The 20,461-nt window shown below is 35.1% G+C and carries 23 protein-coding genes; 19 read left to right on the top strand and 4 right to left on the bottom strand.

The annotated features are described in order from the left end of the window. Nucleotides 1–17 precede the first annotated feature (17 nt). Nucleotides 18–377: a YraN family protein gene (locus tag BLQ19_RS02150; protein ID WP_034665081.1), complete on the bottom strand. Its 360-nt coding sequence runs from the start codon at nt 375–377 to the stop codon at nt 18–20. Nucleotides 378–549: 172 nt separating this feature from the next. Here BLQ19_RS02150 and BLQ19_RS02155 point away from each other — a divergent pair, with 172 nt between their 5' ends. Next, nucleotides 550–2,040, top strand: coding sequence for a DUF1800 domain-containing protein (locus BLQ19_RS02155; RefSeq protein ID WP_074537249.1), 1,491 nt, complete (start codon nt 550–552; stop codon nt 2,038–2,040). Nucleotides 2,041–2,052: 12 nt separating this feature from the next. Continuing rightward, the gene (locus BLQ19_RS02160) at nt 2,053–3,783 is read left to right on the top strand and encodes a DUF1501 domain-containing protein (protein ID WP_024482042.1); all 1,731 of its coding nucleotides are present in this window, start codon (nt 2,053–2,055) and stop codon (nt 3,781–3,783) included. A gap of 86 nt (nt 3,784–3,869) precedes the next feature. Here the strand turns inward: BLQ19_RS02160 and BLQ19_RS21155 are convergent, their stop codons facing one another. Continuing rightward, nucleotides 3,870–4,037 carry a hypothetical protein gene (locus BLQ19_RS21155; RefSeq protein ID WP_155854741.1) on the bottom strand — a complete coding sequence of 56 codons (168 nt, stop codon included), beginning with the start codon at nt 4,035–4,037 and terminating at the stop codon, nt 3,870–3,872. Nucleotides 4,038–4,183: 146 nt separating this feature from the next. Between BLQ19_RS21155 and metG the strand changes: the two genes are divergently transcribed. The 5 genes from metG (at nt 4,184) to BLQ19_RS02185 (ending at nt 11,799) form a co-directional block, all read left to right on the top strand. Next, nucleotides 4,184–6,268 carry a methionine--tRNA ligase gene (gene metG / locus BLQ19_RS02165; protein ID WP_025616061.1) on the top strand — a complete coding sequence of 695 codons (2,085 nt, stop codon included), beginning with the start codon at nt 4,184–4,186 and terminating at the stop codon, nt 6,266–6,268. A gap of 26 nt (nt 6,269–6,294) precedes the next feature. Beyond that, entirely contained in the window at nt 6,295–6,813 is a 519-nt protein-coding gene (locus tag BLQ19_RS02170) for a ferritin (protein WP_074537250.1), read from the top strand. 317 nt (nt 6,814–7,130) lie between these two features. Then, complete coding sequence (locus tag BLQ19_RS02175) at nt 7,131–9,254, top strand: Tex family protein (protein WP_074537251.1); 2,124 nt, start codon at nt 7,131–7,133, stop codon at nt 9,252–9,254. A gap of 6 nt (nt 9,255–9,260) precedes the next feature. Continuing rightward, on the top strand, nt 9,261–10,163 hold the full coding sequence (locus tag BLQ19_RS02180) for a histone deacetylase family protein (protein WP_074537252.1): 903 nt from the start codon (nt 9,261–9,263) through the stop codon (nt 10,161–10,163). A gap of 79 nt (nt 10,164–10,242) precedes the next feature. Continuing rightward, nucleotides 10,243–11,799, top strand: coding sequence for a M20/M25/M40 family metallo-hydrolase (locus BLQ19_RS02185; protein WP_074537367.1), 1,557 nt, complete (start codon nt 10,243–10,245; stop codon nt 11,797–11,799). Nucleotides 11,800–11,855: 56 nt separating this feature from the next. Here the strand turns inward: BLQ19_RS02185 and BLQ19_RS02190 are convergent, their stop codons facing one another. Further along, complete coding sequence (locus BLQ19_RS02190) at nt 11,856–12,290, bottom strand: hypothetical protein (protein WP_025616063.1); 435 nt, start codon at nt 12,288–12,290, stop codon at nt 11,856–11,858. A 165-nt stretch (nt 12,291–12,455) separates the two neighbouring features. Between BLQ19_RS02190 and BLQ19_RS02195 the strand changes: the two genes are divergently transcribed. The 12 genes from BLQ19_RS02195 (at nt 12,456) to BLQ19_RS02250 (ending at nt 19,777) form a co-directional block, all read left to right on the top strand. Then, nucleotides 12,456–13,118 (top strand): hypothetical protein, encoded by a 663-nt coding sequence (locus tag BLQ19_RS02195; RefSeq protein ID WP_074537253.1) that lies wholly within the window; start codon nt 12,456–12,458, stop codon nt 13,116–13,118. A gap of 51 nt (nt 13,119–13,169) precedes the next feature. Beyond that, entirely contained in the window at nt 13,170–13,535 is a 366-nt protein-coding gene (locus BLQ19_RS02200; protein ID WP_024482050.1) for a hypothetical protein, read from the top strand. A 30-nt stretch (nt 13,536–13,565) separates the two neighbouring features. Further along, nucleotides 13,566–13,943: a PH domain-containing protein gene (locus BLQ19_RS02205; protein WP_024482051.1), complete on the top strand. Its 378-nt coding sequence runs from the start codon at nt 13,566–13,568 to the stop codon at nt 13,941–13,943. An 89-nt stretch (nt 13,944–14,032) separates the two neighbouring features. Beyond that, nucleotides 14,033–14,539, top strand: coding sequence for a GNAT family N-acetyltransferase (locus BLQ19_RS02210; protein WP_024482052.1), 507 nt, complete (start codon nt 14,033–14,035; stop codon nt 14,537–14,539). Between the two features lie 14 nt (nt 14,540–14,553). Continuing rightward, complete coding sequence (locus BLQ19_RS02215) at nt 14,554–15,273, top strand: suppressor of fused domain protein (protein WP_074537254.1); 720 nt, start codon at nt 14,554–14,556, stop codon at nt 15,271–15,273. A gap of 61 nt (nt 15,274–15,334) precedes the next feature. Continuing rightward, entirely contained in the window at nt 15,335–15,859 is a 525-nt protein-coding gene (locus BLQ19_RS02220) for a DUF4442 domain-containing protein (RefSeq protein ID WP_074537255.1), read from the top strand. Between the two features lie 78 nt (nt 15,860–15,937). Further along, nucleotides 15,938–17,071 (top strand): MBL fold metallo-hydrolase, encoded by a 1,134-nt coding sequence (locus BLQ19_RS02225; protein ID WP_074537256.1) that lies wholly within the window; start codon nt 15,938–15,940, stop codon nt 17,069–17,071. Between the two features lie 127 nt (nt 17,072–17,198). Then, a complete protein-coding gene (locus BLQ19_RS02230) occupies nt 17,199–17,411 on the top strand; it encodes a YgaP family membrane protein (RefSeq protein WP_074537257.1) in 213 nt (70 codons plus the stop codon). A gap of 106 nt (nt 17,412–17,517) precedes the next feature. Next, on the top strand, nt 17,518–18,252 hold the full coding sequence (locus BLQ19_RS02235; RefSeq protein WP_074537258.1) for a DUF2490 domain-containing protein: 735 nt from the start codon (nt 17,518–17,520) through the stop codon (nt 18,250–18,252). A gap of 62 nt (nt 18,253–18,314) precedes the next feature. Next, a complete protein-coding gene (locus BLQ19_RS02240) occupies nt 18,315–18,884 on the top strand; it encodes a pentapeptide repeat-containing protein (RefSeq protein ID WP_074537259.1) in 570 nt (189 codons plus the stop codon). Nucleotides 18,885–18,936: 52 nt separating this feature from the next. Beyond that, entirely contained in the window at nt 18,937–19,425 is a 489-nt protein-coding gene (locus tag BLQ19_RS02245; protein WP_074537260.1) for a DUF6265 family protein, read from the top strand. A gap of 1 nt (nt 19,426) precedes the next feature. Beyond that, on the top strand, nt 19,427–19,777 hold the full coding sequence (locus BLQ19_RS02250; RefSeq protein ID WP_025616073.1) for a hypothetical protein: 351 nt from the start codon (nt 19,427–19,429) through the stop codon (nt 19,775–19,777). Nucleotides 19,778–19,830: 53 nt separating this feature from the next. On the opposite strand, the gene BLQ19_RS02255 is transcribed toward BLQ19_RS02250, so the two are convergent. After that, on the bottom strand, nt 19,831–20,292 hold the full coding sequence (locus tag BLQ19_RS02255; RefSeq protein WP_024482060.1) for a CBS domain-containing protein: 462 nt from the start codon (nt 20,290–20,292) through the stop codon (nt 19,831–19,833). Nucleotides 20,293–20,461 lie beyond the last annotated feature (169 nt).

Here is a 20,461-nt window from a genome sequence, read left to right on the forward strand (position 1 = left end):
ATAAATAAAACAAATATTTAGAAATGATAAAAAGCATCTTCTATGTGATTGATTTCCAAGCCTCCTTTTTGTTGTACAACGGTAATAATATCAAAGCGTACCTCTACATCTAAATCATGGAAAGTGACATATTGATGTGCTGCAGCAATAAGCAGGTTTATTTTTTTTTGATGTATTAAATCAGATAGGTCGGCAATAAAGCCGGTATTTCTAGATTTCACTTCTACAATCACCAAAATATCTTTACTTCTCGCAATAATATCAACTTCAGCTTTTAGGTAGCGATAATTTTTTTCCAATACCGTATATCCATTTTTCTCAAGGTGTTTTACCGCTTGTTCTTCCCCTAATTTGCCAAAATCGTTATGAATTGCCATAAATTTTATCACTTTATTTCAATAATTACGCACTTCATCGAAAATATAGGTACTTAGACGTCCAAAACACCTAGTGCTACGTAATTTTATTGCTATTGTTGAGTTATATGTAATATACATAACATTTTACATATATGAATTCCCCCAAAATAACCAATTTTAGAACTTCAGTATGGAATACTTTATAAATTGTAATACCGCTCCGCTTAGTCCCTACACAACGCCATTGGACAAGCAAAGAGCAGAACATTTTTACCGAAGAATAGGACTTAGTGCCTCAGTAGCTACTATTGAAAGTGCAGTAGGCCAAACAGCAGAGTCTTTAGTAAATGCGATTATTAATGAAGCTACTTCTATGCCAGAAAGTGCCGCTCCCATATGGGCAGATTGGACACGAGCAGATTATCCTGAAGACAGTGAAACACGTAACCCTATTGTAAACGCGCAATATGAGGAATGGCGACAAACATATACTAGGGCAATTTTATCTAATAATTTAAGAGATCGATTAAGCTTTTTTTGGAGCAATCATTTTGTTACCGAATTAAGAAAATACGATGCTCCTACCTATTTATACCATTATACAAATTGTCTACAGCGTAATGCTCTAGGGAATTTTAGAACATTCACAAGTGAGATTGGTCTTGACAACGCCATGCTGTATTATTTAGACGGTGTTTATAATAATGGAAACAACCCTAATGAAAATTATGGTCGTGAGCTTTACGAGTTATTTACCCTAGGAGAAGGAAACAACTATACAGAAGAAGACATTATAGAAACGGCACGTGCACTTACGGGTTACGTAGACCGACCAGATATAGCTTGGTCTCCGGTAAATTTTGACCCAACAAAATTTGATGATACGCCAAAAACGATCTTTGGACAGACGGCTAACTTTGATTACGATGGCGTCATAGATAATTTGTTTACGCAAAGACCAAATGAAATAAGCTACTTTATCTGTAAAAAATTATATGAGTTTTTTGTGCATCCAGATTCTACAGACCAAGCAGGAAATGCTCAGGCTATTATAGATGGGCTGGCTGCTACCTTTCGAGCAAATGATTTTGAAATTGCTCCGGTACTATCACAATTATTTAAAAGTCAACACTTTTTTGATGACGAAGCTATAGGCGTAATCATCAAAAGTCCTTTTGATTTATTCTTGAGTTTAATTAATGAAACAAGTTTTAGCTATACTGATAGTATTATCGCTAATATGTATAGCACAAGTGAACTACTAGGGCAAGAGGTTTTTAACCAACCTGGTGTAGAAGGTTGGTACAGAAACAGACAGTGGATTAATAATAATTTTATGATTGGCCGTTGGTTATCTTGTGAAATGTTTTTAGAATTGTTCTATACCGCTGATTCAGAGCAATTTTTTAATTTGGCTGTTTCGCTGGTTCCAAACGCAGTGTCTGTAAATAATCCAGATGATATCACCAATGCGCTTTTAGCAAAATTATTTCCAAAAGGTATTGCAGAAGATCAGTTACAAAACGCCTTAGATGTATTTAGAGATGCATCACTAGAACAGTATTATGCGCCAGATGGCGATGGTAGTTGGTCTGTTTATAATTATGCAGATTCAGCAAAACAACAACTGTACTTTTTACTACTCCATATCATTAGACAACCAGAATTTCAATTAAAATAAAAACCTACCACTATGTGTGATACTCATAATAAAACTCCCCATAAAGGACTAGAGCATGAAGGTCATGATCTAGAGCATAAAGCTTGGAGCAGACGTTCCTTTTTACAAGCTATGGGATTAGCTGGTTCTGGTTCTATTTTACTAGGAAGTAATCTTGTAAGTGCTTCAGCTCCTTCGCCCTTAGCCAATGCTATAGCAGACACGGAGACTGATAAAATTGTAATTTTAATACGATTGGCTGGTGGTAATGATGGTTTAAGTACTGTTATTCCTATAGAGCAATATGATTTGTATGCCAATGCAAGACCTAACATATATATTCCTGAAAGCAAAATATTACGTCTAACCGATGATTTTGGCGTTCCTACTTACATGAAATCTTTAGAATCCATGTGGGGTGAAGGCCAGTTCAAAGCGGTACATGGCGTAGGGTACGGAAACCAAAGTTTATCTCACTTTACCGGTGATGATATTTTTTCAAATACAGATCTAACGACTTCTGGATTTTCAGGAGAACGTACCGGTTGGATGGGAAGACATTTTGAAGATATTTATGAAGATTATTTAATAAGTCCGCCTGCATCTCCTGCTGCCATCCAAATAGGACAATATGGAAGTTTGGTTTTTCAAGGAAACGAGACCAACTATGCATTCGTAACTAGTAATATAGATCAGTTAGAAAAAATTGCAGAAACAGGAGAACAATATGCAATTTCAGATCCTACAAATACCATATTTGGTGATTGTATGTATGGAGATCAATTGCGTTTTTTACGAGGTGTTGCCAATACCACATATGAATATTCAGGCACCATCCACGAAGCACACGAACGTGGAAAAGATTTACAATGTGTAGAATACCAAGACAATAGTTTTGCCAAACAATTAGAAATATTAGCTCGCTTAATCAAAGGAAATTTAGGTACGAAAGTATACATGATCTCCATGGGTGGTTTTGACACTCACGGAAATCAGCCTTTAGTGCACGAACGCCTAATGTCTAATTTATCTATTGCTATTAATGATTTTTACGAAGATTTAAAGTGTACCAATCAAGATGATAAGGTTTTAAGTATGACCTATTCAGAATTTGGTAGACGTATATTTGAAAACGGTTCTAACGGTACAGATCATGGTAAGGCGGCTCCAACATTATTCTTTGGTTCTGGTTTAAATGGTAGTGCTTTTGTTGGTGAACACCCTTCATTAGAAGATCCTAATGAGCGTGGTAACTTAGAGTATACTATGGACTTTAGAGATCTTTACGGAACTGTTCTGGCAGAATGGTTGTGTGTAGATAGAACTTTGGTTGAACAACATTTATTAGGACACCCTTACAAAGCTGTTAATCTTGGTTTTAATTGTAGTGGTGAAGTTTTTGATGAAATTGTTTACAGTGATGGAGAACCTACTCCACCAACACCACTAGACCCAAGACCCGAAGATCCTGTAGCAGAAATTCCTACTCCAGAATTATTAGAGGCTATTATTCATAAACCTTATTACCCAACAGATAAAACCCCACATATCTATTTAGAGATGCCATTTACGGCCCATGTAGATATTCAATTATACAATATTATGGGACAAAATGTGGGTACGGTTTACAATGAAATAATGACCGAGGGTTCTTTAGAAATAAACATACGGGAGCGCATGAGTAATTTCATCGCCTCTGGAAAATATATATACAGAATTAGAGTGCAAAATAAAAAAATGAGCAAATCCGTAATGGTTGCTTAATGCCATATTACACACCCCATTAACACCTACTTACTATGGCATCCATTTCATCCGTTTTTAACAGATGAAATGGTTTTTTATTTTAATTAAGCAAGTTTAGGCTTATCTGCATCAGTTTTGAACGCCAAAGCCTTTTTGGTTTCATAGTTTTGATCTTTATAAACCCGCGTAACTTCTTCTTTTGTGGTTTCTTCTGGCTTTTGAGCATTAGAAGTGTCTAAGGTCATTTTCTTGAAAGGTTTTTGATTACTCATAAGATTGTCTTTAGTAAAGTAACGTAAGAAAAAACCTATAATTGTGATGATACGTACATTTGTAGCTATAAACTCTTGTAGTTTTTAAAAACAAAGCATACCTCTCCATTAAAAATCTTTATTTTTGTGAGCTAATTACAGAAATAATGTCCGAGAATCAGAAAAACCCTTCTAGATATACGATTACCGCAGCTTTACCTTATACAAATGGTCCAATACACATAGGTCATTTAGCAGGGGTGTACGTCCCTGCAGATATTTATAGTAGATATTTACGCCTTATTGGTAAAGATGTCGCTTTTATATCTGGTAGTGATGAGCATGGTGTTGCTATTTCTATGAAGGCAAAAAAAGAAGGTATTTCCCCTAAAGAGGTGATTGATAAATACAATGCAATCATCAAAAAGTCTTTCGCTGATTTCGGAATCACTTTTGATAATTACTCTAGAACATCTGCAGAAATACATCATGAAACTGCTTCTGAGTTTTTCAAAACAATGTATGATCAAGGAGATTTTATTGAAGAAACAACCGAACAATTATACGATCCAGAAGCAAAACAATTTTTAGCAGACCGTTTTGTTGTAGGTACTTGCCCTAAGTGTGGCAATGAAGAAGCCTATGGAGATCAATGTGAGAATTGTGGTTCTACGTTGAATGCTACCGATCTAATCAATCCAAAATCTACTATTTCTGGTGCTGTTCCTACGGTTAAAGAAACCAAACACTGGTTTTTACCTCTAGATCGTCACGAGGCATTTTTAAAAGAATGGATTTTAGACGGACATAAAAATGATTGGAAGCCTAATGTTTATGGCCAATGTAAATCTTGGATTGATGACGGACTTAAACCAAGAGCAGTGACCCGTGATTTAGATTGGGGAATTCCTGTTCCTGTTCCCGGTGGCGAAGGCAAAGTATTATATGTATGGTTTGATGCACCAATTGGATACATTTCTTCTACCAAAGAATGGGCAGCCAGAGAAGGAAAAGATTGGGAACCATATTGGAAAGATGAAAATACCAAATTGGTTCATTTTATAGGTAAAGACAATATTGTTTTTCACTGTATTATTTTCCCTAGCATTTTAAAAGCACATGGGGGATATATCTTACCAGATAATGTGCCTGCTAACGAGTTTTTAAATTTAGAAGGCAACAAATTGTCTACTTCTAAAAATTGGGCCGTATGGCTGCATGAATATTTGGAAGATTTTCCAAACATGCAAGATGTGCTACGTTATACGTTAACCGCTAACGCTCCGGAAACAAAAGATAATGACTTTACCTGGAAAGATTTTCAAGCTAGAAACAACAATGAGTTGGTGGCTATCTTTGGTAATTTTATAAACCGCGTAGTGGTCTTAAGCAATAAATACTACCAAGGGGTTATCCCTGCCCCTGGAGCATTTTCTAAAATTGATTTAGAAACTTTAGCGGAAGTAAAAAAATATCCAGAGATTATAGCTAGCTCTATAGAACGGTATCGTTTTAGAGAAGCTGGCCAAGAACTAATGACTTTAGCGCGTTTAGGGAATAAATATTTAGCTGATGAAGAGCCATGGAAAGTTATCAAGCAAGATGAAGAGCGCGTAAAAACCATCATGTTTGTAGCCCTACAAATTGCTTCTGCATTAGCTGTATTAAGTGAGCCATTCTTACCTTTCACCTCTACCAAATTAAAAAATATATTAAATACGAGTTCTGGCGATGCCGTAAATGGTACTACTTGGAATGATGTAACTACAAAAGAGGTCTTAATTCCTGCAGGACATCAAATAGGACAAGCAGAATTATTATTCTCTAAAGTAGAAGATGACGCCATACAAGCACAGTTAGACAAACTAGAAGCGACGAAAAAAGCGAACGAAAACGCAAACAAAGAAGTTATGCCACAAAAAGAAACCATCACTTTTGAAGATTTTTCAAAATTAGACATGCGTGTAGGTACCATTATTGAAGCGGAGAAAATGCCAAAAGCAAAAAAACTATTAGTTTTAAAAGTAGACACAGGTATTGATGTACGTACCATCGTTTCCGGGATTGCAGAAAGCTTCACCGCAGAAGAGATTATAGGTAAAAAAGTTACCGTATTGGTTAACCTTGCGCCAAGAGCCTTACGTGGTGTAGATAGTGAAGGAATGATTTTAATGACCGAAAATGCAGATGGTAAATTAGTTTTTGTTAATCCTGATACTGAAGGTGTTGGTAATGGAGAAACCATAAATTAATTAGTAACTTTAAAAAAAAGAAAAACATGTTATCAAAAACTATAGAGAACGCATTAAATCATCAAATAAAAATAGAGGCAGAATCTTCTCAGATATATTTAGCTATGGCTTGTTGGGCTGAGGTTAAAGGTCTTGAAGGTGTTGCTGGTTTTATGTATGATCAATCTCAAGAAGAAAGAGACCATATGCTAAAACTGGTAAAGTTTGTTAACGAACGTGGTGGTCATGCACAAATATCAGAATTGAGCGCCCCAAATGTAACTTTCAATTCCTTTAAAGAAATGTTCGAAAAATTATTTGAACATGAAGTTTTCGTTTCAGGAAGCATCAATGAATTAGTACATATTAGCCTTCAAGAAAAAGACTATGCTACGCACAACTTTTTACAGTGGTACGTTGCAGAACAAATAGAAGAAGAGGCGATGGCCCGGACTATTTTAGACAAAATAAATCTAATTGGTGATGATAAAGGCGGACTTTATTTATTTGACAGAGATATACAACAACTTACAATTACCTCTGCCTCAACAGATACACCTCAATAATTTAACATTTAATCTTATTTAGATTAAGTAAAAATAAGTTAGCTTTGTCCCGCAATACTTATCACGTTTGTTGTGGGCAAAAAAAAGCAGAAAAAGAAAGAAGAAAAGGCATTGAAGAAATTATCGAAAATGACTAAGGTCAAAACCGATAAAGTTAAAAGTAAGTGCTGTTCTAAATATAAAAAGTCAGAAAGCAAGCGTTGTAAAAAATGCCCTTGTTTTGATTTGATGAAAAAAGTTGCTTAATCTATTTATAAAATTCACTTAAAACCTATGCAGTTTTCTATCTTGCATAGGTTTTTTAATTTATAGACTTTATGCAACTTATTCCCTACTTATTAAAGCATACCCAACTCTTAGAGAAAAATATAGCCAATACGGTAGAACTTCTAGATCAGGACTGTACCGTACCTTTTATTTCTAGATACCGAAAAGAAAAAACTGGCGACTTGGATGAGGTTCAAATTGGTGAAATCGTAAAGTACAAAGAATTATATGAAGCTTTAGAAAAGCGAAAATTGGCAATCATTAAAGCTGTTGATGAACAAGAAGCTCTTACCCCAGAACTAAAAAAGAAATTTGAAGATGCGGCTGATTTAACCAGCTTAGAAGATTTGTATTTACCTTTTAAGAAAAAGAGAAATACAAAATCTGAGGTAGCCATTAAAAATGGCTTAGAACCTTTGGCTAAAATCATCATGGCACAGAAAAATGATGATATTGATTACATCGCATCGCAGTATTTGAATGATGCCGTAGTCAATGAAGATGATGCTATTGAAGGTGCCCAGCATATTATTGCAGAATGGATTAATGAGCGCACCGATGTTAGAAATCAAATTCGTCATCAATTAGAAAAATTTGCGCAGATTACTACGAAGGTTGTTGGTACCAAAAAAGACGATGAAAAAGCTCAGAAATTCCGTGATTATTTTGATTGGAGCGAGTCTTTAAATCGCTGTCCTTCCCATAGATTACTTGCTATTTTACGGGCAGAGAATGAAAAATTTATTCGTGTAAAAGTTGTAATTGAAGACGAACGTACGATAGAAAAAATAGAAGACCGAATTATAAAAAATCGAAGTTCTAGTACTACGTATATAAAAGCAGCTATAGAGGATGCCTACAAACGTCTTTTATACCCTTCCCTATCTAATGAAACCTTAAAACTGGCTAAAGAAAAAGCAGACGCAGAGGCTATAGAAGTCTTTTCTAAAAACTTAAAACAACTCTTATTAGGCGCTCCTTTGGGAGAAAAACGTATTCTCGCTATAGATCCAGGCTTTAGAAGTGGTTGTAAAGTAGTTTGCCTAAGCTCTCAAGGCGATTTAGTTCATAATGAGAATATCTATCCGCATGCCCCACAAAATGATAGTACAGGCGCTATAAAGAAAATAAGTAGTTTAGTAGATGCTTATAAAATTGAAGCTATTGCTATTGGGAATGGCACCGCATCTAGAGAGACCGAACAATTGGTGAAACGCATCATTTTTAAAAACCCAATAGAAGTTTATGTGGTTAGTGAAGCAGGAGCCTCTATCTACTCGGCCTCTAAAATAGCACGTGATGAGTTTCCTAATTATGATGTTACCGTCCGCGGATCTGTTTCTATCGGAAGAAGACTAGCAGACCCATTGGCAGAATTGGTAAAAATAGATCCAAAATCTATTGGGGTTGGTCAATACCAGCATGATGTAGATCAGTCTAAACTAAAAACATCTTTGGACACCGTTGTAGAAAGTTGCGTAAATGCCGTTGGTGTAAATATTAATACAGCAAGCGTGCCTTTGCTGAGTTATGTTTCAGGAATTGGGCCAAAACTTGCAGAAAATATTGTTGCCTATAGAAATGAAAATGGGGCTTTTACCAGCAGAACAGCAATTAAAAAAGTACCACGCCTAGGCGGAAAAGCTTTTGAACAAGGGGCTGCATTTTTAAGAATTAAAGATGCCAAAAATCCGTTAGATGATTCTGCCGTACACCCAGAACGTTATGATTTGATTAAAAGCATGGCAAAAGACAAGGGTATTTCTATCAAAGAAATTATAGGAAATAAAAGTGTCTTAGAAAGCATAAATCTCAATGCCTATTGTAGCGAAGATATTGGTTTACCTACGTTAAAAGATATTATAAAAGAATTGGAGAAGCCAGGTTTAGATACCCGCGAAAAAGCTAAAGTATTCACTTTTGATCAACAAATAAAATCGATTACCGATTTACATGAAGGACTTGTACTTCCTGGTATTGTAAACAATATCACCAATTTCGGGTGTTTCGTAGATATCGGAATAAAGGAAAGTGGTCTTATTCATATTTCAAACCTATCTGATACTTTTGTAAAAGATGTAAATGAACATGTAAGCTTACAACAACAAATAATTGTAAAAGTGATGGAGGTTGATGTGGCTCGTAAACGCATTCAGCTAGCCCTACAGAAATAACAGTACATGCTTAAAATTGCTTGTCACCCGATATACAAACATCATTTGCCAGACGGACACCGGTTCCCCATGGCGAAGTATGATTTGTTGCCACAACAATTACTGTATGAAGGTACTTGCCAAAAAGAAAATTTCTTTGAACCAGAAATCCCCAATGATAAGTATATTCTAGCCGTTCATGATGCGGAGTATTATTATGATTTATTGAATATTAAAATAGATCCTAAAGCGGCACGAAAAATTGGTTTTCCGCTTTCCGAAGATTTGGTGGAGCGTGAACGAATTATTGCAGATGGCACTATGAAAGCATGCGATTATGCATTAATAAATGGAGTTGCTATGAATATAGCGGGCGGCACTCACCATGCCTATTCTGATCATGGGGAAGCTTTTTGCATGCTGAATGATCAAGCCATTGGCGCCAGATATTTACAGGCAAAAAAATTAGCTATGCAAATATTGATTGTTGATTTAGATGTGCATCAAGGTAATGGTACCGCAGAAATTTTTCAAAACGATACTTCTGTGTTTACATTTTCCATGCATGGCAAGAGTAATTACCCTTTTAAAAAAGAGGTCTCTGATTTAGACATTGCATTAGAAACAGGCACTCAAGATGAAACCTATTTAGCCCTCTTAAAAAAAACCTTGCCAGAACTTATTGAAAAAGTACAACCTAATTTCATTTTTTACTTATCTGGAGTAGACGTGTTAGCCAGTGATAAATTAGGCACTTTAGCTTTGAGTTTAGAGGCCTGCAAAAAACGGGATGAAATTGTACTCCAAGCCTGTTTTGATCACAAAATTCCTGTTCAATGTAGCATGGGTGGTGGCTATTCTCCAGATATAAAAATCATAATTGAAGCACATGCTAATACGTTTAGAATGGCACAACGCATCTTTTTTTAACATTCTCTTTAGATTTCAAAAGCTCCCGCACGCAATCAAAAGAAGTATCTTAGTTTCCGAACTAATTAACGGGAACATTATGAAAACAAACAACTTATTTACCGTACTCCTGTTACTCTTTTCTTTTACAGCGAGTACGGCACAAACTACAGATGCAATTGTAGAAAAAATGGTTACGGAAGCCAATGACAATTCTCAATTAGAGGTATTGGCCCATGAACTTATGGATGTAGTGGGTCCACGACTGGTAGGAACCCCACAAATGAAAAAAGCAAGTGACTGGGCTATTGCCACTTACAAAAAATGGGGTATAGATGCCCGTATGGAAGAATACGGCAAATGGCGCGGTTGGGAACGTGGTATTACACATGTAGATTTAATTGCTCCTCGCGTGGTAAGCTTAAGCGGTATGCAATTAGCCTGGAGTCCTAGTACCGGAAAGAAAGGAATTACGGCGAATTTAATTACGATACCAGAAGTAGCAGATTCTATTGCCTTTCAGAAGTGGTTACCGAATGTAAAAGGTAAAATTGTTTTGGTATCCATGAACCAACCTACTGGTAGACCTGATTACAACTGGGAAGAATTTGCAACTCCGGAATCTTTTGATAAAATGAAAAAAGATCGCGACGCATTAGAAGATTCTTGGCGTGAGCGTATGCGTAAAACAGGATTTACGTCTAGAACCATCAATCAAGAATTAGAAAAAGCTGGAGCTCTAGGTATCATTCAGTCCAGATGGTCTAACGGATTTGGTGCAAACAAAATTTTCAGTGCCAATACCAAAAAAATCCCAGTTGTAGATTTGTCCCTTGAAGATTATGGGCTAATTTATAGAATGACTGAAAATGGAGATCAACCAAAATTAAAAGTTGTTGCCGAATCTAAAGAACTAGGAACTGTCCCTACTTTTAATACACTAGCAGAAATAAAGGGAACAGAATTTCCTGAGGAATATGTGATTTTGTCTGCGCATTTTGACTCTTGGGATGGTGCTACTGGAGCCACTGATAATGGTACAGGAACCATCACGATGATGGAAGCCGCTCGCTTGCTAAAAAAATTCTATCCAAACCCAAAAAGAACTATCTTAATCGGACTTTGGGGAAGTGAAGAGCAAGGTTTAAACGGCTCTCGTGCTTTTGTAGAAGATCATCCAGAAATTATTGCAAATGTACAAGCAGTATTTAATCAAGATAACGGAACAGGGAGAGTGGTGAAAATTTCTGGACAAGGTTTCTTGCATGCCTACGATTATATTGGAAAATGGTTAGAAGCTGCTCCAAAAGATATCACGAAACAAATTGAGACTACTTTTCCTGGCGTTCCTAGTACTGGTGGCTCCGATTATGCCTCTTTTGTTTCTGCGGGTGTCCCTGCTTTTTCTTTGAGCTCTTTAAGCTGGAGCTATTGGAATTACACATGGCACACCAATTTAGACACCTATGATAAAATTGTTTTTGATGATGTACGAAATAATGCCATATTAACTGCAATAATGGCGTACAAGGCAAGTGAAGATCCTGAAAAAACTTCCCGCGAGAAATCGGTTTTACCTATAAACCCAAGATCGGGAGAGCAACGCACTTGGCCAGAACCACGTTCTCCAGAACGCGATGGTGGCAAAATTGAATAACTATTGGATATAAAAAAAGCGGTCTTAATAGACCGCTTTTTCATTCCTGAAATTAATTATAAAATTCCAACTCCTACACGTACAGATGGCACTCGTACGCTAGTTCTTATGGTTGTCCTATTCGAAGGACGGTAATAATTTCGATTGTAGCCATAATAGTAATAGGTAGCATGGCTGTAATAATGTGTGCTATGATGGCAATGATCATCACAATGGTTATAATGTTCTGCATACGCATCACGTTTGCCTTTCATATAGGCGCGGTATGCCTTTCTATCACGCTTCTTTAAATCTTTCTCATAAGCTTGTTGCTCATCCCAAAATTCTTCTTCAGTAATTTTATCGTCTGCCGTAAACTCTTGTTCGTATTTAGCATCTTCCAATGCCCGTTGCTTATAATAAGTTTTAGCAGCTATTTTTTCTTCTGTTTGTGCTTGTAACCCTAAAGTTGCGAATACCGCTAAAAAAGGTAGTAGGTGTATTTTTTTCATGCTTTAGTTATTTAAATTAAGAAATGGTTTAAATTTCCTGTTCTGCTTCTAAAACAATTGAAATGCAAAAAACCCTACTTTTTATCTCTCACTGATCCACGATATGCAATAAAATAATAAAGGATTTGTTCTATGTTTAAGTAATATATAAATAGACTTTTTAAAATGGGATTCAACTTATCTGGTATTGCAATTAATAAAAATTTTGAGGCTGATTTTGATTACCTACAAGAAAAACTTGGATGGAATCTAGAAAAACAATCTGAAATTGACTTTGAAATTGCATCTTCCAATTGGAAAGATGAAGGAATCTGTGATGTGTATTTTTCTGAACAGGGTACTTTATTATTCATTAGTATGGATCGATGTACGGGATCTTTTTCTATTGAAAACCAGAATGTATTAACCTTTGCGCTCTCTGAAACTTCCATGGCATTTAATATTATTTACACGGAGAACTGCATCGAAAAAAGATCTATCATGCAGGTTGAAGATCATAGAATGCATGATGAAGGAGAGAAATTAGCTGTAGAATCTACCTCTGAAGATCCTTCAGAAATAATTTGGAACCAAATGGGAGTAGTACTCGGCAAACCTTTTTGGGATATTGCACCCGATGCTAAAGCCACCCGATACATTTTTAGCATTTCAAAACCCCAATTAAAAAAAGAAGCAAAATCTACGAAATCAGAAATAACAGTTCCAAAAGACGGGAAAATCACTTATGAAAGTGAAAGTGACCAAGGATCAATAAAAACAAAAAAGCAAGCCCCCAATCCTATAAAGACACCAGCAACCGAAAAAAAATGGTGGGAGTTCTGGAAGTAAGGAACTTTTTATACTTTAGAGTGTAAACAAAAACTATTAAAAACCATAACTATGAACATAGCAGCTTACTTAATACTAGGAGGAATTATCTTAGCCTTAGTGATAAACTTCGCAATTAGCTCAAACAATATATTTAAAATAGTCTCATATTGTTTAGAACAAAATTCTGTTAGTAACTATTGGCCTATGTTTTTTAAAAGTAGTTTCAGTTTTAGAGCTTTAATTTCTTCAACACTTGGATTAATCGTTGCTTTAATGATTTTTCTAGTAATTACACCCTATATTCTAATCCGTACTTTTTCTAAAAAAGAATCCCTTATTAATGCCGCAGAATTATCTGAACCAGTAAAAGAGTCTTATTTAAATTCTGAAGTTCAAAAAACCAAAGAAGACCCTAACAGGTTTATGCCGAAATAAATAATTAGAACAAACTCAATAAAATAACACATGGGACTACTCAATAAAATATTAGGTAATGCAAGCGAAGTTTCGATAGACAAACTTCAAGAAAAATATGGTCGACTACTATTAGACAATGAAGCGGTAGAATTAGGGTTTAAACTCTTCCGTGATACGTTCATGTTTACTAACAAACGTTTAATTCTCATAGACGTACAAGGATTAACGGGTAGTAAAGTACAGTATCAATCTTATCCTTATAAAAGTATATCTAGATTCTCTTTAGAGACTGCAGGAACTTTTGATTTAGATGCCGAATTAAAAATTTGGATTTCTAGTGAAGACATTCCGTCTGTAAGTAAAAAATTTAATAAGAGTATTGATGTTTATGAAGTACAGAAATACTTGGCTAGTAAAGTGATGTAAAGCAAACATCAATGTCCATTTTTACAGTTTCTATAATTGCCTATGAAAACTTGATGGGTTCGTAGTGAAAGAATTAAGACACTCAAATTATGGTAGCATTACGAGAATACACTTTAGACGTTGTAGAAGCTTACGCCTCTTATAGAAATAACAAAATCATTTTTGATAATGGGTATGATAAAGTACCTAATCCGTTTACCTTAAAAGACGCTGAAGATTTTATAAACCTACAAACTGATAAAGCGATACCCGAACGGAAATTAATTTATTGGAAAGATCAATTTGTAGGTGAAATTGGGATAACGATCAATACGGATGTATTTAGATTAAGTGCTGAAATGGGCTATTTTATTGCAGCGCCTTTTTGGGGCCATGGTATTGCTTCTGAAGCAATAAAATTGATGGTTGATTATAGTTTTAAAACCTTTGAAATTATAAGAATCGAAGCCGGAGTATTTTCATTTAACAAAGCATCAATGCGAGTACTAGAAAAAAATGGTTTTTACCTTGAATCCATTAAAAAAGACGCTGTAATCAAAAACGGTGTAATTCTCGATGATTATATCTGGGTACAATTAAAAAGAAAACGTAACTAAAAACATAAATTACCATGGAAAAATCTGAATCTGGATCTCCTATCTATAGGTATACAAACGAAGATAAAAACGAATTTAAAGGAGCCGGTGGCGATTCTTCAATGGAAGAAATATCTGATCATATTGAAGCTCATATAGGTGAAATACATATGGTATTTCATGAAATAGTATCAGAACAAGTACATATAGATGTGCACTGGGTTAAACCTACAAAAGAACACCCTTTTCATACTTTAATTACTTCTGGAATGAGTGATAAACCAATGAATACCCCCGAAGGTGTAGAAGGATGCGATTATGCAGAATTGAGTATTTGCTTGCCAGAAGAGTGGAAAATATCAGAAGAAGATTTTAAAGATGAGAACAATTATTGGCCCATTAGGTTTTTAAAATATCTTGCTAGGTTTCCGCACGAATACAACACATGGCTTAGTTACGGGCATACCATACCTAATGGAAACCCACCCGAAGCCTTTGCCGAAAACACAAAGCTAAATACTATGATTTTATTGCCGTCCATACTGTTTGGCGATAAGTTCCCTATCCTTGAACTGGAAAATAAAACAATCATTTTTTATACTCTTATCCCTTTGTATGATGAGGAAGTTGCCTTAAAAATGGCCAAAGGAGTAGACGCACTTTTTGATGGTTTTGACAAATTTGGACTTACCGATGTACTTCAAATTAACCGGCCAAATACTATTGTTAAAAAGAAGTTTTTAGGGCTCTTTTAAAAATAAGTGAGGAGCTATTTTACCTAACTTTGGCATTAATTTAGTAATATCATTTTTTTGCATGTCTATTTATAAAAAGATCGCTGACATAGGTAGTAAGTACATAGAAACCGCCACTCTATTTAAATATGGCTTTAATTTCTCTCCTATGTACCGAAGAACTACGGCGAGAATTGTTTTAATTTCTAAAGACTTGCTGCATATCCGTATCAAACTCCCAATTAGTTACAAGAACAAAAACTATGTAAGTTCTATCTTTGGCGGGAGTATGTTTGCTGCTGTAGACCCTATTCCTATGGTTCAATTAATGAACTTAATTGGAGATGATTATGTAGTTTGGGATAAAGCCGCAGAAATAAAATTTAAAAAACCAGCAAAAGAAAATTTATATGCGGACTTCAATTATACTTTAGCCGAAGTAGCAGAAATTAAAAAGCGAGTTAAAGCTAATAACGAAATAGAAATTGTGAAACATACCGCCTTGACGGACAAAGAAAATACGATCACTTTTTGTGAAGTGGCGAAGACAATTTACATTGCTGACAAAGCCTATTTTAAAGAAAAAAAAGAGCGCTTAAATCGCTAAATAATCATTTAGCACCTCTAAACTGCTTCAGAATTTCAGTTTTCAATAAAACAATAAGACCTTAGTCTTATACATCCCATGGTGAAACAAATTTTAAAAAAAATAATCATCATCGTTCTAGCCATCATCGGCTTCGCAATCGTATTCTATTTTTTATTCACGAACTTTTACCCAAGTTTTGGCGGTGAAGTTTCTAAGGCGCGTAAACTGGTCTATCAAAAGTCACCCCAATTTAAAAAAGGAATATTTAATAATCATAAAGCAGTTCCTAAAGATTTAAATTTTTCTGAAACACTGAAGCTTAGCTATACGTTTTTAACTACAAAAGTGCCTAACGGCAGACCTAAGAAAGATTTAAAAGTTCACAAACTAGATCCGGCAGCAGTTGCTGATTATGCGAAAGAGGCGCGTTTAGTGTGGTACGGGCACTCCTCATTCCTATTACAACTACAAGGAAAAACTATTCTTTTAGATCCTATGCTAGGTAAAGTTGCAGCCCCTCACCCATTATTAGGAGAAGATCGGTTTAATAAAGATTTTCCGTTAGCCGTAGAAAAATTAGGAACTATTGATGCGGTTCTTTTTTCACACGATCATTATGATCATTTAGATTATGAAACTATTTTAAAGATAAAAGATAAAACCAAACAGTTCTATGTTCCCCTAGGTTTAGGAGTGCATTTAGAAGCATGGGGCGTTTCAAAAGATCGCATAACCGAATTAGATTGGTGGCAAGAAACCCACTTGGAAGAACTGACTCTTGTCTGCACGCCAGCGCAACATTTTTCTGGACGTAAATTTAATACTACCCAGAGTACGCTTTGGAGTTCTTGGGTGATACAATCAGAAGATGAAAATATTTATTTTAGTGGCGATAGTGGTTATGCTTCACATTTTAAAGAAATAGGTGAAAAATATGGCCCTTTTGATATTGCATTAATGGAATGCGGACAATACGACAAAATGTGGCCAGATATACATATGATGCCTGAAGAAACGGCACAAGCAGGAATAGATATAAAAGCTAGAAAAATAATGCCTATACATTGGGCAGGATTTAAACTGGCTTTACATGACTGGACAGACCCTGTAACGCGTCTGAAAGTTGCCGCAGACAAATTAAACTTACCTATACTTACCCCGGAATTAGGAGCCGAAATTAAGGTAAAGGATAGCATCAATACAACCTCAAACTGGTGGCAAGGCTTGTAAAAATTGCGGCTTCTTTAATTTAGTAAAATAAAAAGACATCTTTATAGCCTTATGTGACTTTAGTCACTTTATAAAACATATTCATTCATGATCTTTGATAGTAATGCAATCTACTAAATAATATATCATGAAAAAAAATATGGGAACTACAGACAAAACAATCAGAGTACTTCTTGCAGCTTTAATTGCTGTACTCTATATTACCAATGTAATTACTGGTACACTTGGCATCATCCTACTAGTTCTTGCCGGTGTTTTTGTCATCACAAGTCTGGTTAGTTTTTGCCCTTTATACCCTTTATTAGGCTTTTCAAGTTGCCCCCTAAAATCAAAAAAGTAACACGGTTACATGTTTCAACACTCCTTTAATTAGACGCTAATTATTTTATTCTACTTAAACTATAGGAATACTATTTTTTATACATTTGTTCCTATATTTAAAATCGATGAAAATAGGAGTACGTGCACTACCCATCGTGCTATTCAGCTATCTCAATACCTCTTGTGCATTAGGACAGAAGCATATTATTAATCAAGATGCACTATGGACTAGCTATTCTTTAAAACTTAAGTTGAATGACAACTATCAAATTAGGCAAGAATTAGACCAGCGAAACTATCATAATCCTTGGCGCCAACAACAAGTGCTTTCTAGAACAAATCTAGAATATCAATTAGGTAACGGCTGGACAACCGCCGTTGGTATCACAGGTGTACTGCAAGCACTACCCAACAACCCTGAAGTGAAGGATTATTACACTCAAAAAGAAATCAGACCACAGATAGAACTTGCCTACAAACAAATACTATCTGAAAAGTTTCTAGTGCATCATCGATTTTGGTCAGAATTTCGATTTTTAGAAACAGAACCTGACTCTTATACCTATGCAAACGCTAGATTACGCTATAAACTTGAATTAAAATATATACCCCTAAAAAAAGTGAGCCTAAAAGCCTTTGATGAACTCTTTATAAACGCAGGTAGTTCTATTGTAAACAATATATTTGATCAAAATAGGATAGGTACTAGTATCCAGTTTATGCCTCTTGATCATCTAGGTTTTGAAATAGGCTATTTTAATCTATTTCAACAGCAGAAATCTGGCGTAGATTTCTATAACCGCGACATTATAAAATTTACCATACATCACACTATAACTGTAAAGAAAAATAAAGCCTAATCTGTAGTTACTAACTATTTTTTGTAGTATTGTTTAAACAATAGCATCCTCACGATACAACCATGACAGATTTAGTTCTTGATACTACTTTTAAAGGAGAAAACTACAGCATTACTAGATTGCCCAAAGCAGAATATGAGAATTGTATCTTTGAAAATTGCAATTTCTCCAAGGCAAACTTAAGTAATAGCACCTTTTCTGAATGTGAATTTATAGACTGTGATATTAGCAATGCTACTCTTGCGGAAGTAACTTTAAAAGAGACGCTTTTTAAAGACTGTAAATTATTGGGTGTCAACTTTCAATACTGCAATACCTTTATTTTATCCTTCAGCTTTGAAAATTGCAACTTAGACTTCGCATCTTTTTACAGCTTAAAAATTAGAAAAACACGGTTTACTAACTGTAAGATGAGTCAGGTAGATTTTACAAATTCAGAAGCTAGTGAAGCCATTTTTGATCAATGCGATTTGAGTGCTGCTATCTTCAGCAATACCAATTTACAAAAAGCAGATTTTTCTTCTGCCCTCAATTTTTCTACAGACCCCGAAGCTAATGTTCTAAAAAATGCAATGTTCTCCAAAGATAATCTTGCGGGCTTACTCACAAAATACCGTATTTCAATTCATTGATATTCAACATGTCAAATAAATTGTATATTAGATCTTTGTAAATAACACACTTATGAAACCATTCTACCTTCTATTACTCGTTACAAGTTTCTGTACGGCACAAAACACATTTTCTTTAGGAGAAGACGAAACGGCACTAAAAGCTACGCTTGAAGATGCTAGCTTTATGACGGGCCACTGGGTGGGTGAAGCCTTTGGAGGTATTAGTGAAGAAATCTGGACCAAAGCAGAAGGAGATTCTATGATGTTCTCATTTCGCTTAGTTATTGAAGGCAAAGTAGATTTTTACGAACTGGGCCATATTATTGAAGAAGGAGAAACCATTCATTTACAATTAAAGCATTTTTCAGGAGATCTTGATGGCTGGGAAGCCAAAGATGAATTTCAAGATTTTCCTTTAGTAAAAAAGGAAAAAAACAAACTGTATTTTGATGGTCTTACCTATGAAAGAATTAGCGACCAGGAAATGATAGCTTATGTACTTACAGAGGAAGAAGATGGCAGCACACAGGAACTAAAATTTACGTTTAAAAAACAATAATTTGGAGAAGCTTTGTCCTGAATGTGGAGAAAAAATCATTGGTCGGGTAGATAAAAAATTCTGCTCTGACTATTGCCGAAACTCTTTTAACAATAAGTTGAACAAAGATTCTAAAAACCTGATACGCAACATTAATAATAGATTGCGAAAAAACCATCGTATCCTAGAAAGTTTTTCATTAAAAGACGGCAAAACAAAAACCACGCGCTACAAGCTCTTAGACAAAGGTTTTGACTTTGAAATTTTCACGAGTATCTACACTACAAAAAAAGGAACGATATACTATTTTATTTATGACCTAGGCTATTTGCCTTTAGACAATGATTACTATATGATTGTAAAAAGGGAATAAAAAAACCTCACAAGAAGCGTGAGGTTATTGCTAATGGTTACTACATTTTTTAATTACCAATTTTGTCCACTTAATTTAAGTGCAGCTATAACGATATCTTTTCTACTAATTTGACCTACTAACAACCCATTTTTGAGTACAGGCAACCTACGTCTATTATTCTTATGAAAGATTCCTGCCGCATCAAAAATACTGATATCATTACTGATGGTTTCAACATTTTTAGTCATGTAATTATCTACTCTTTTATCTAATATAGGTTGATTAAAGTAGCGACTTTCAGAAATGGTTTTCATACAATCAGCTTCAGAGATAATCCCAACCAGAAACCCATTAGAATCTAGAACAGGCCCACCTGAAATATTATGCTTAGTAAATAATTCCATTACTTCTAAAATAGATTGTTCTGGGGAAAAAGAGACTAGCTTTCTGGTCATGTAATCTTCGACCAAAATGGGTGCATCAAATTCTTTTTTAATGACTTTACGAATGCCTTGAAAACTTTTGATTCCCATATGTAGTATTTTTAGGTTGATCTTAAATATAACACTTATTCTTAATAAAACAATAACTACTTGACATATAATCGATTAAATAATCATAATTTTAAGAAATAGCTTGCCAAATTAGGATTCTAAACCTTAGCGACCGTCGTTCTGAACATCCCACTATATTTTTATACAT

The sequence above is a fragment of the Cellulophaga baltica genome (assembly GCF_900102165.1).
In the GTDB taxonomy this organism is placed as follows: domain Bacteria; phylum Bacteroidota; class Bacteroidia; order Flavobacteriales; family Flavobacteriaceae; genus Cellulophaga; species Cellulophaga baltica.

What these genes read in the sequence shown, in the direction of transcription:
- BLQ19_RS02155 (WP_074537249.1), top strand. Translation starts at nt 550, where the DNA reads ATGGAATACTTTATAAATTGTAATACCGCTCCGCTTAGTCCCTACACA.
- BLQ19_RS02205 (WP_024482051.1), top strand. Translation starts at nt 13,566, where the DNA reads ATGGGACTACTCAATAAAATATTAGGTAATGCAAGCGAAGTTTCGATA.
- BLQ19_RS02255 (WP_024482060.1), bottom strand. Translation starts at nt 20,292, where the DNA reads ATGGGAATCAAAAGTTTTCAAGGCATTCGTAAAGTCATTAAAAAAGAA.
- BLQ19_RS02230 (WP_074537257.1), top strand. Translation starts at nt 17,199, where the DNA reads ATGAAAAAAAATATGGGAACTACAGACAAAACAATCAGAGTACTTCTT.
- BLQ19_RS21155 (WP_155854741.1), bottom strand. Translation starts at nt 4,037, where the DNA reads ATGAGTAATCAAAAACCTTTCAAGAAAATGACCTTAGACACTTCTAAT.
- BLQ19_RS02215 (WP_074537254.1), top strand. Translation starts at nt 14,554, where the DNA reads ATGGAAAAATCTGAATCTGGATCTCCTATCTATAGGTATACAAACGAA.
- BLQ19_RS02170 (WP_074537250.1), top strand. Translation starts at nt 6,295, where the DNA reads ATGTTATCAAAAACTATAGAGAACGCATTAAATCATCAAATAAAAATA.
- BLQ19_RS02160 (WP_024482042.1), top strand. Translation starts at nt 2,053, where the DNA reads ATGTGTGATACTCATAATAAAACTCCCCATAAAGGACTAGAGCATGAA.
- BLQ19_RS02200 (WP_024482050.1), top strand. Translation starts at nt 13,170, where the DNA reads ATGAACATAGCAGCTTACTTAATACTAGGAGGAATTATCTTAGCCTTA.
- BLQ19_RS02185 (WP_074537367.1), top strand. Translation starts at nt 10,243, where the DNA reads ATGAAAACAAACAACTTATTTACCGTACTCCTGTTACTCTTTTCTTTT.
- BLQ19_RS02240 (WP_074537259.1), top strand. Translation starts at nt 18,315, where the DNA reads ATGACAGATTTAGTTCTTGATACTACTTTTAAAGGAGAAAACTACAGC.
- BLQ19_RS02150 (WP_034665081.1), bottom strand. Translation starts at nt 377, where the DNA reads ATGGCAATTCATAACGATTTTGGCAAATTAGGGGAAGAACAAGCGGTA.
- BLQ19_RS02245 (WP_074537260.1), top strand. Translation starts at nt 18,937, where the DNA reads ATGAAACCATTCTACCTTCTATTACTCGTTACAAGTTTCTGTACGGCA.
- BLQ19_RS02175 (WP_074537251.1), top strand. Translation starts at nt 7,131, where the DNA reads ATGCAACTTATTCCCTACTTATTAAAGCATACCCAACTCTTAGAGAAA.
- BLQ19_RS02190 (WP_025616063.1), bottom strand. Translation starts at nt 12,290, where the DNA reads ATGAAAAAAATACACCTACTACCTTTTTTAGCGGTATTCGCAACTTTA.
- metG (WP_025616061.1), top strand. Translation starts at nt 4,184, where the DNA reads ATGTCCGAGAATCAGAAAAACCCTTCTAGATATACGATTACCGCAGCT.
- BLQ19_RS02180 (WP_074537252.1), top strand. Translation starts at nt 9,261, where the DNA reads ATGCTTAAAATTGCTTGTCACCCGATATACAAACATCATTTGCCAGAC.
- BLQ19_RS02225 (WP_074537256.1), top strand. Translation starts at nt 15,938, where the DNA reads ATGGTGAAACAAATTTTAAAAAAAATAATCATCATCGTTCTAGCCATC.
- BLQ19_RS02220 (WP_074537255.1), top strand. Translation starts at nt 15,335, where the DNA reads ATGTCTATTTATAAAAAGATCGCTGACATAGGTAGTAAGTACATAGAA.
- BLQ19_RS02235 (WP_074537258.1), top strand. Translation starts at nt 17,518, where the DNA reads ATGAAAATAGGAGTACGTGCACTACCCATCGTGCTATTCAGCTATCTC.
- BLQ19_RS02195 (WP_074537253.1), top strand. Translation starts at nt 12,456, where the DNA reads ATGGGATTCAACTTATCTGGTATTGCAATTAATAAAAATTTTGAGGCT.
- BLQ19_RS02210 (WP_024482052.1), top strand. Translation starts at nt 14,033, where the DNA reads ATGGTAGCATTACGAGAATACACTTTAGACGTTGTAGAAGCTTACGCC.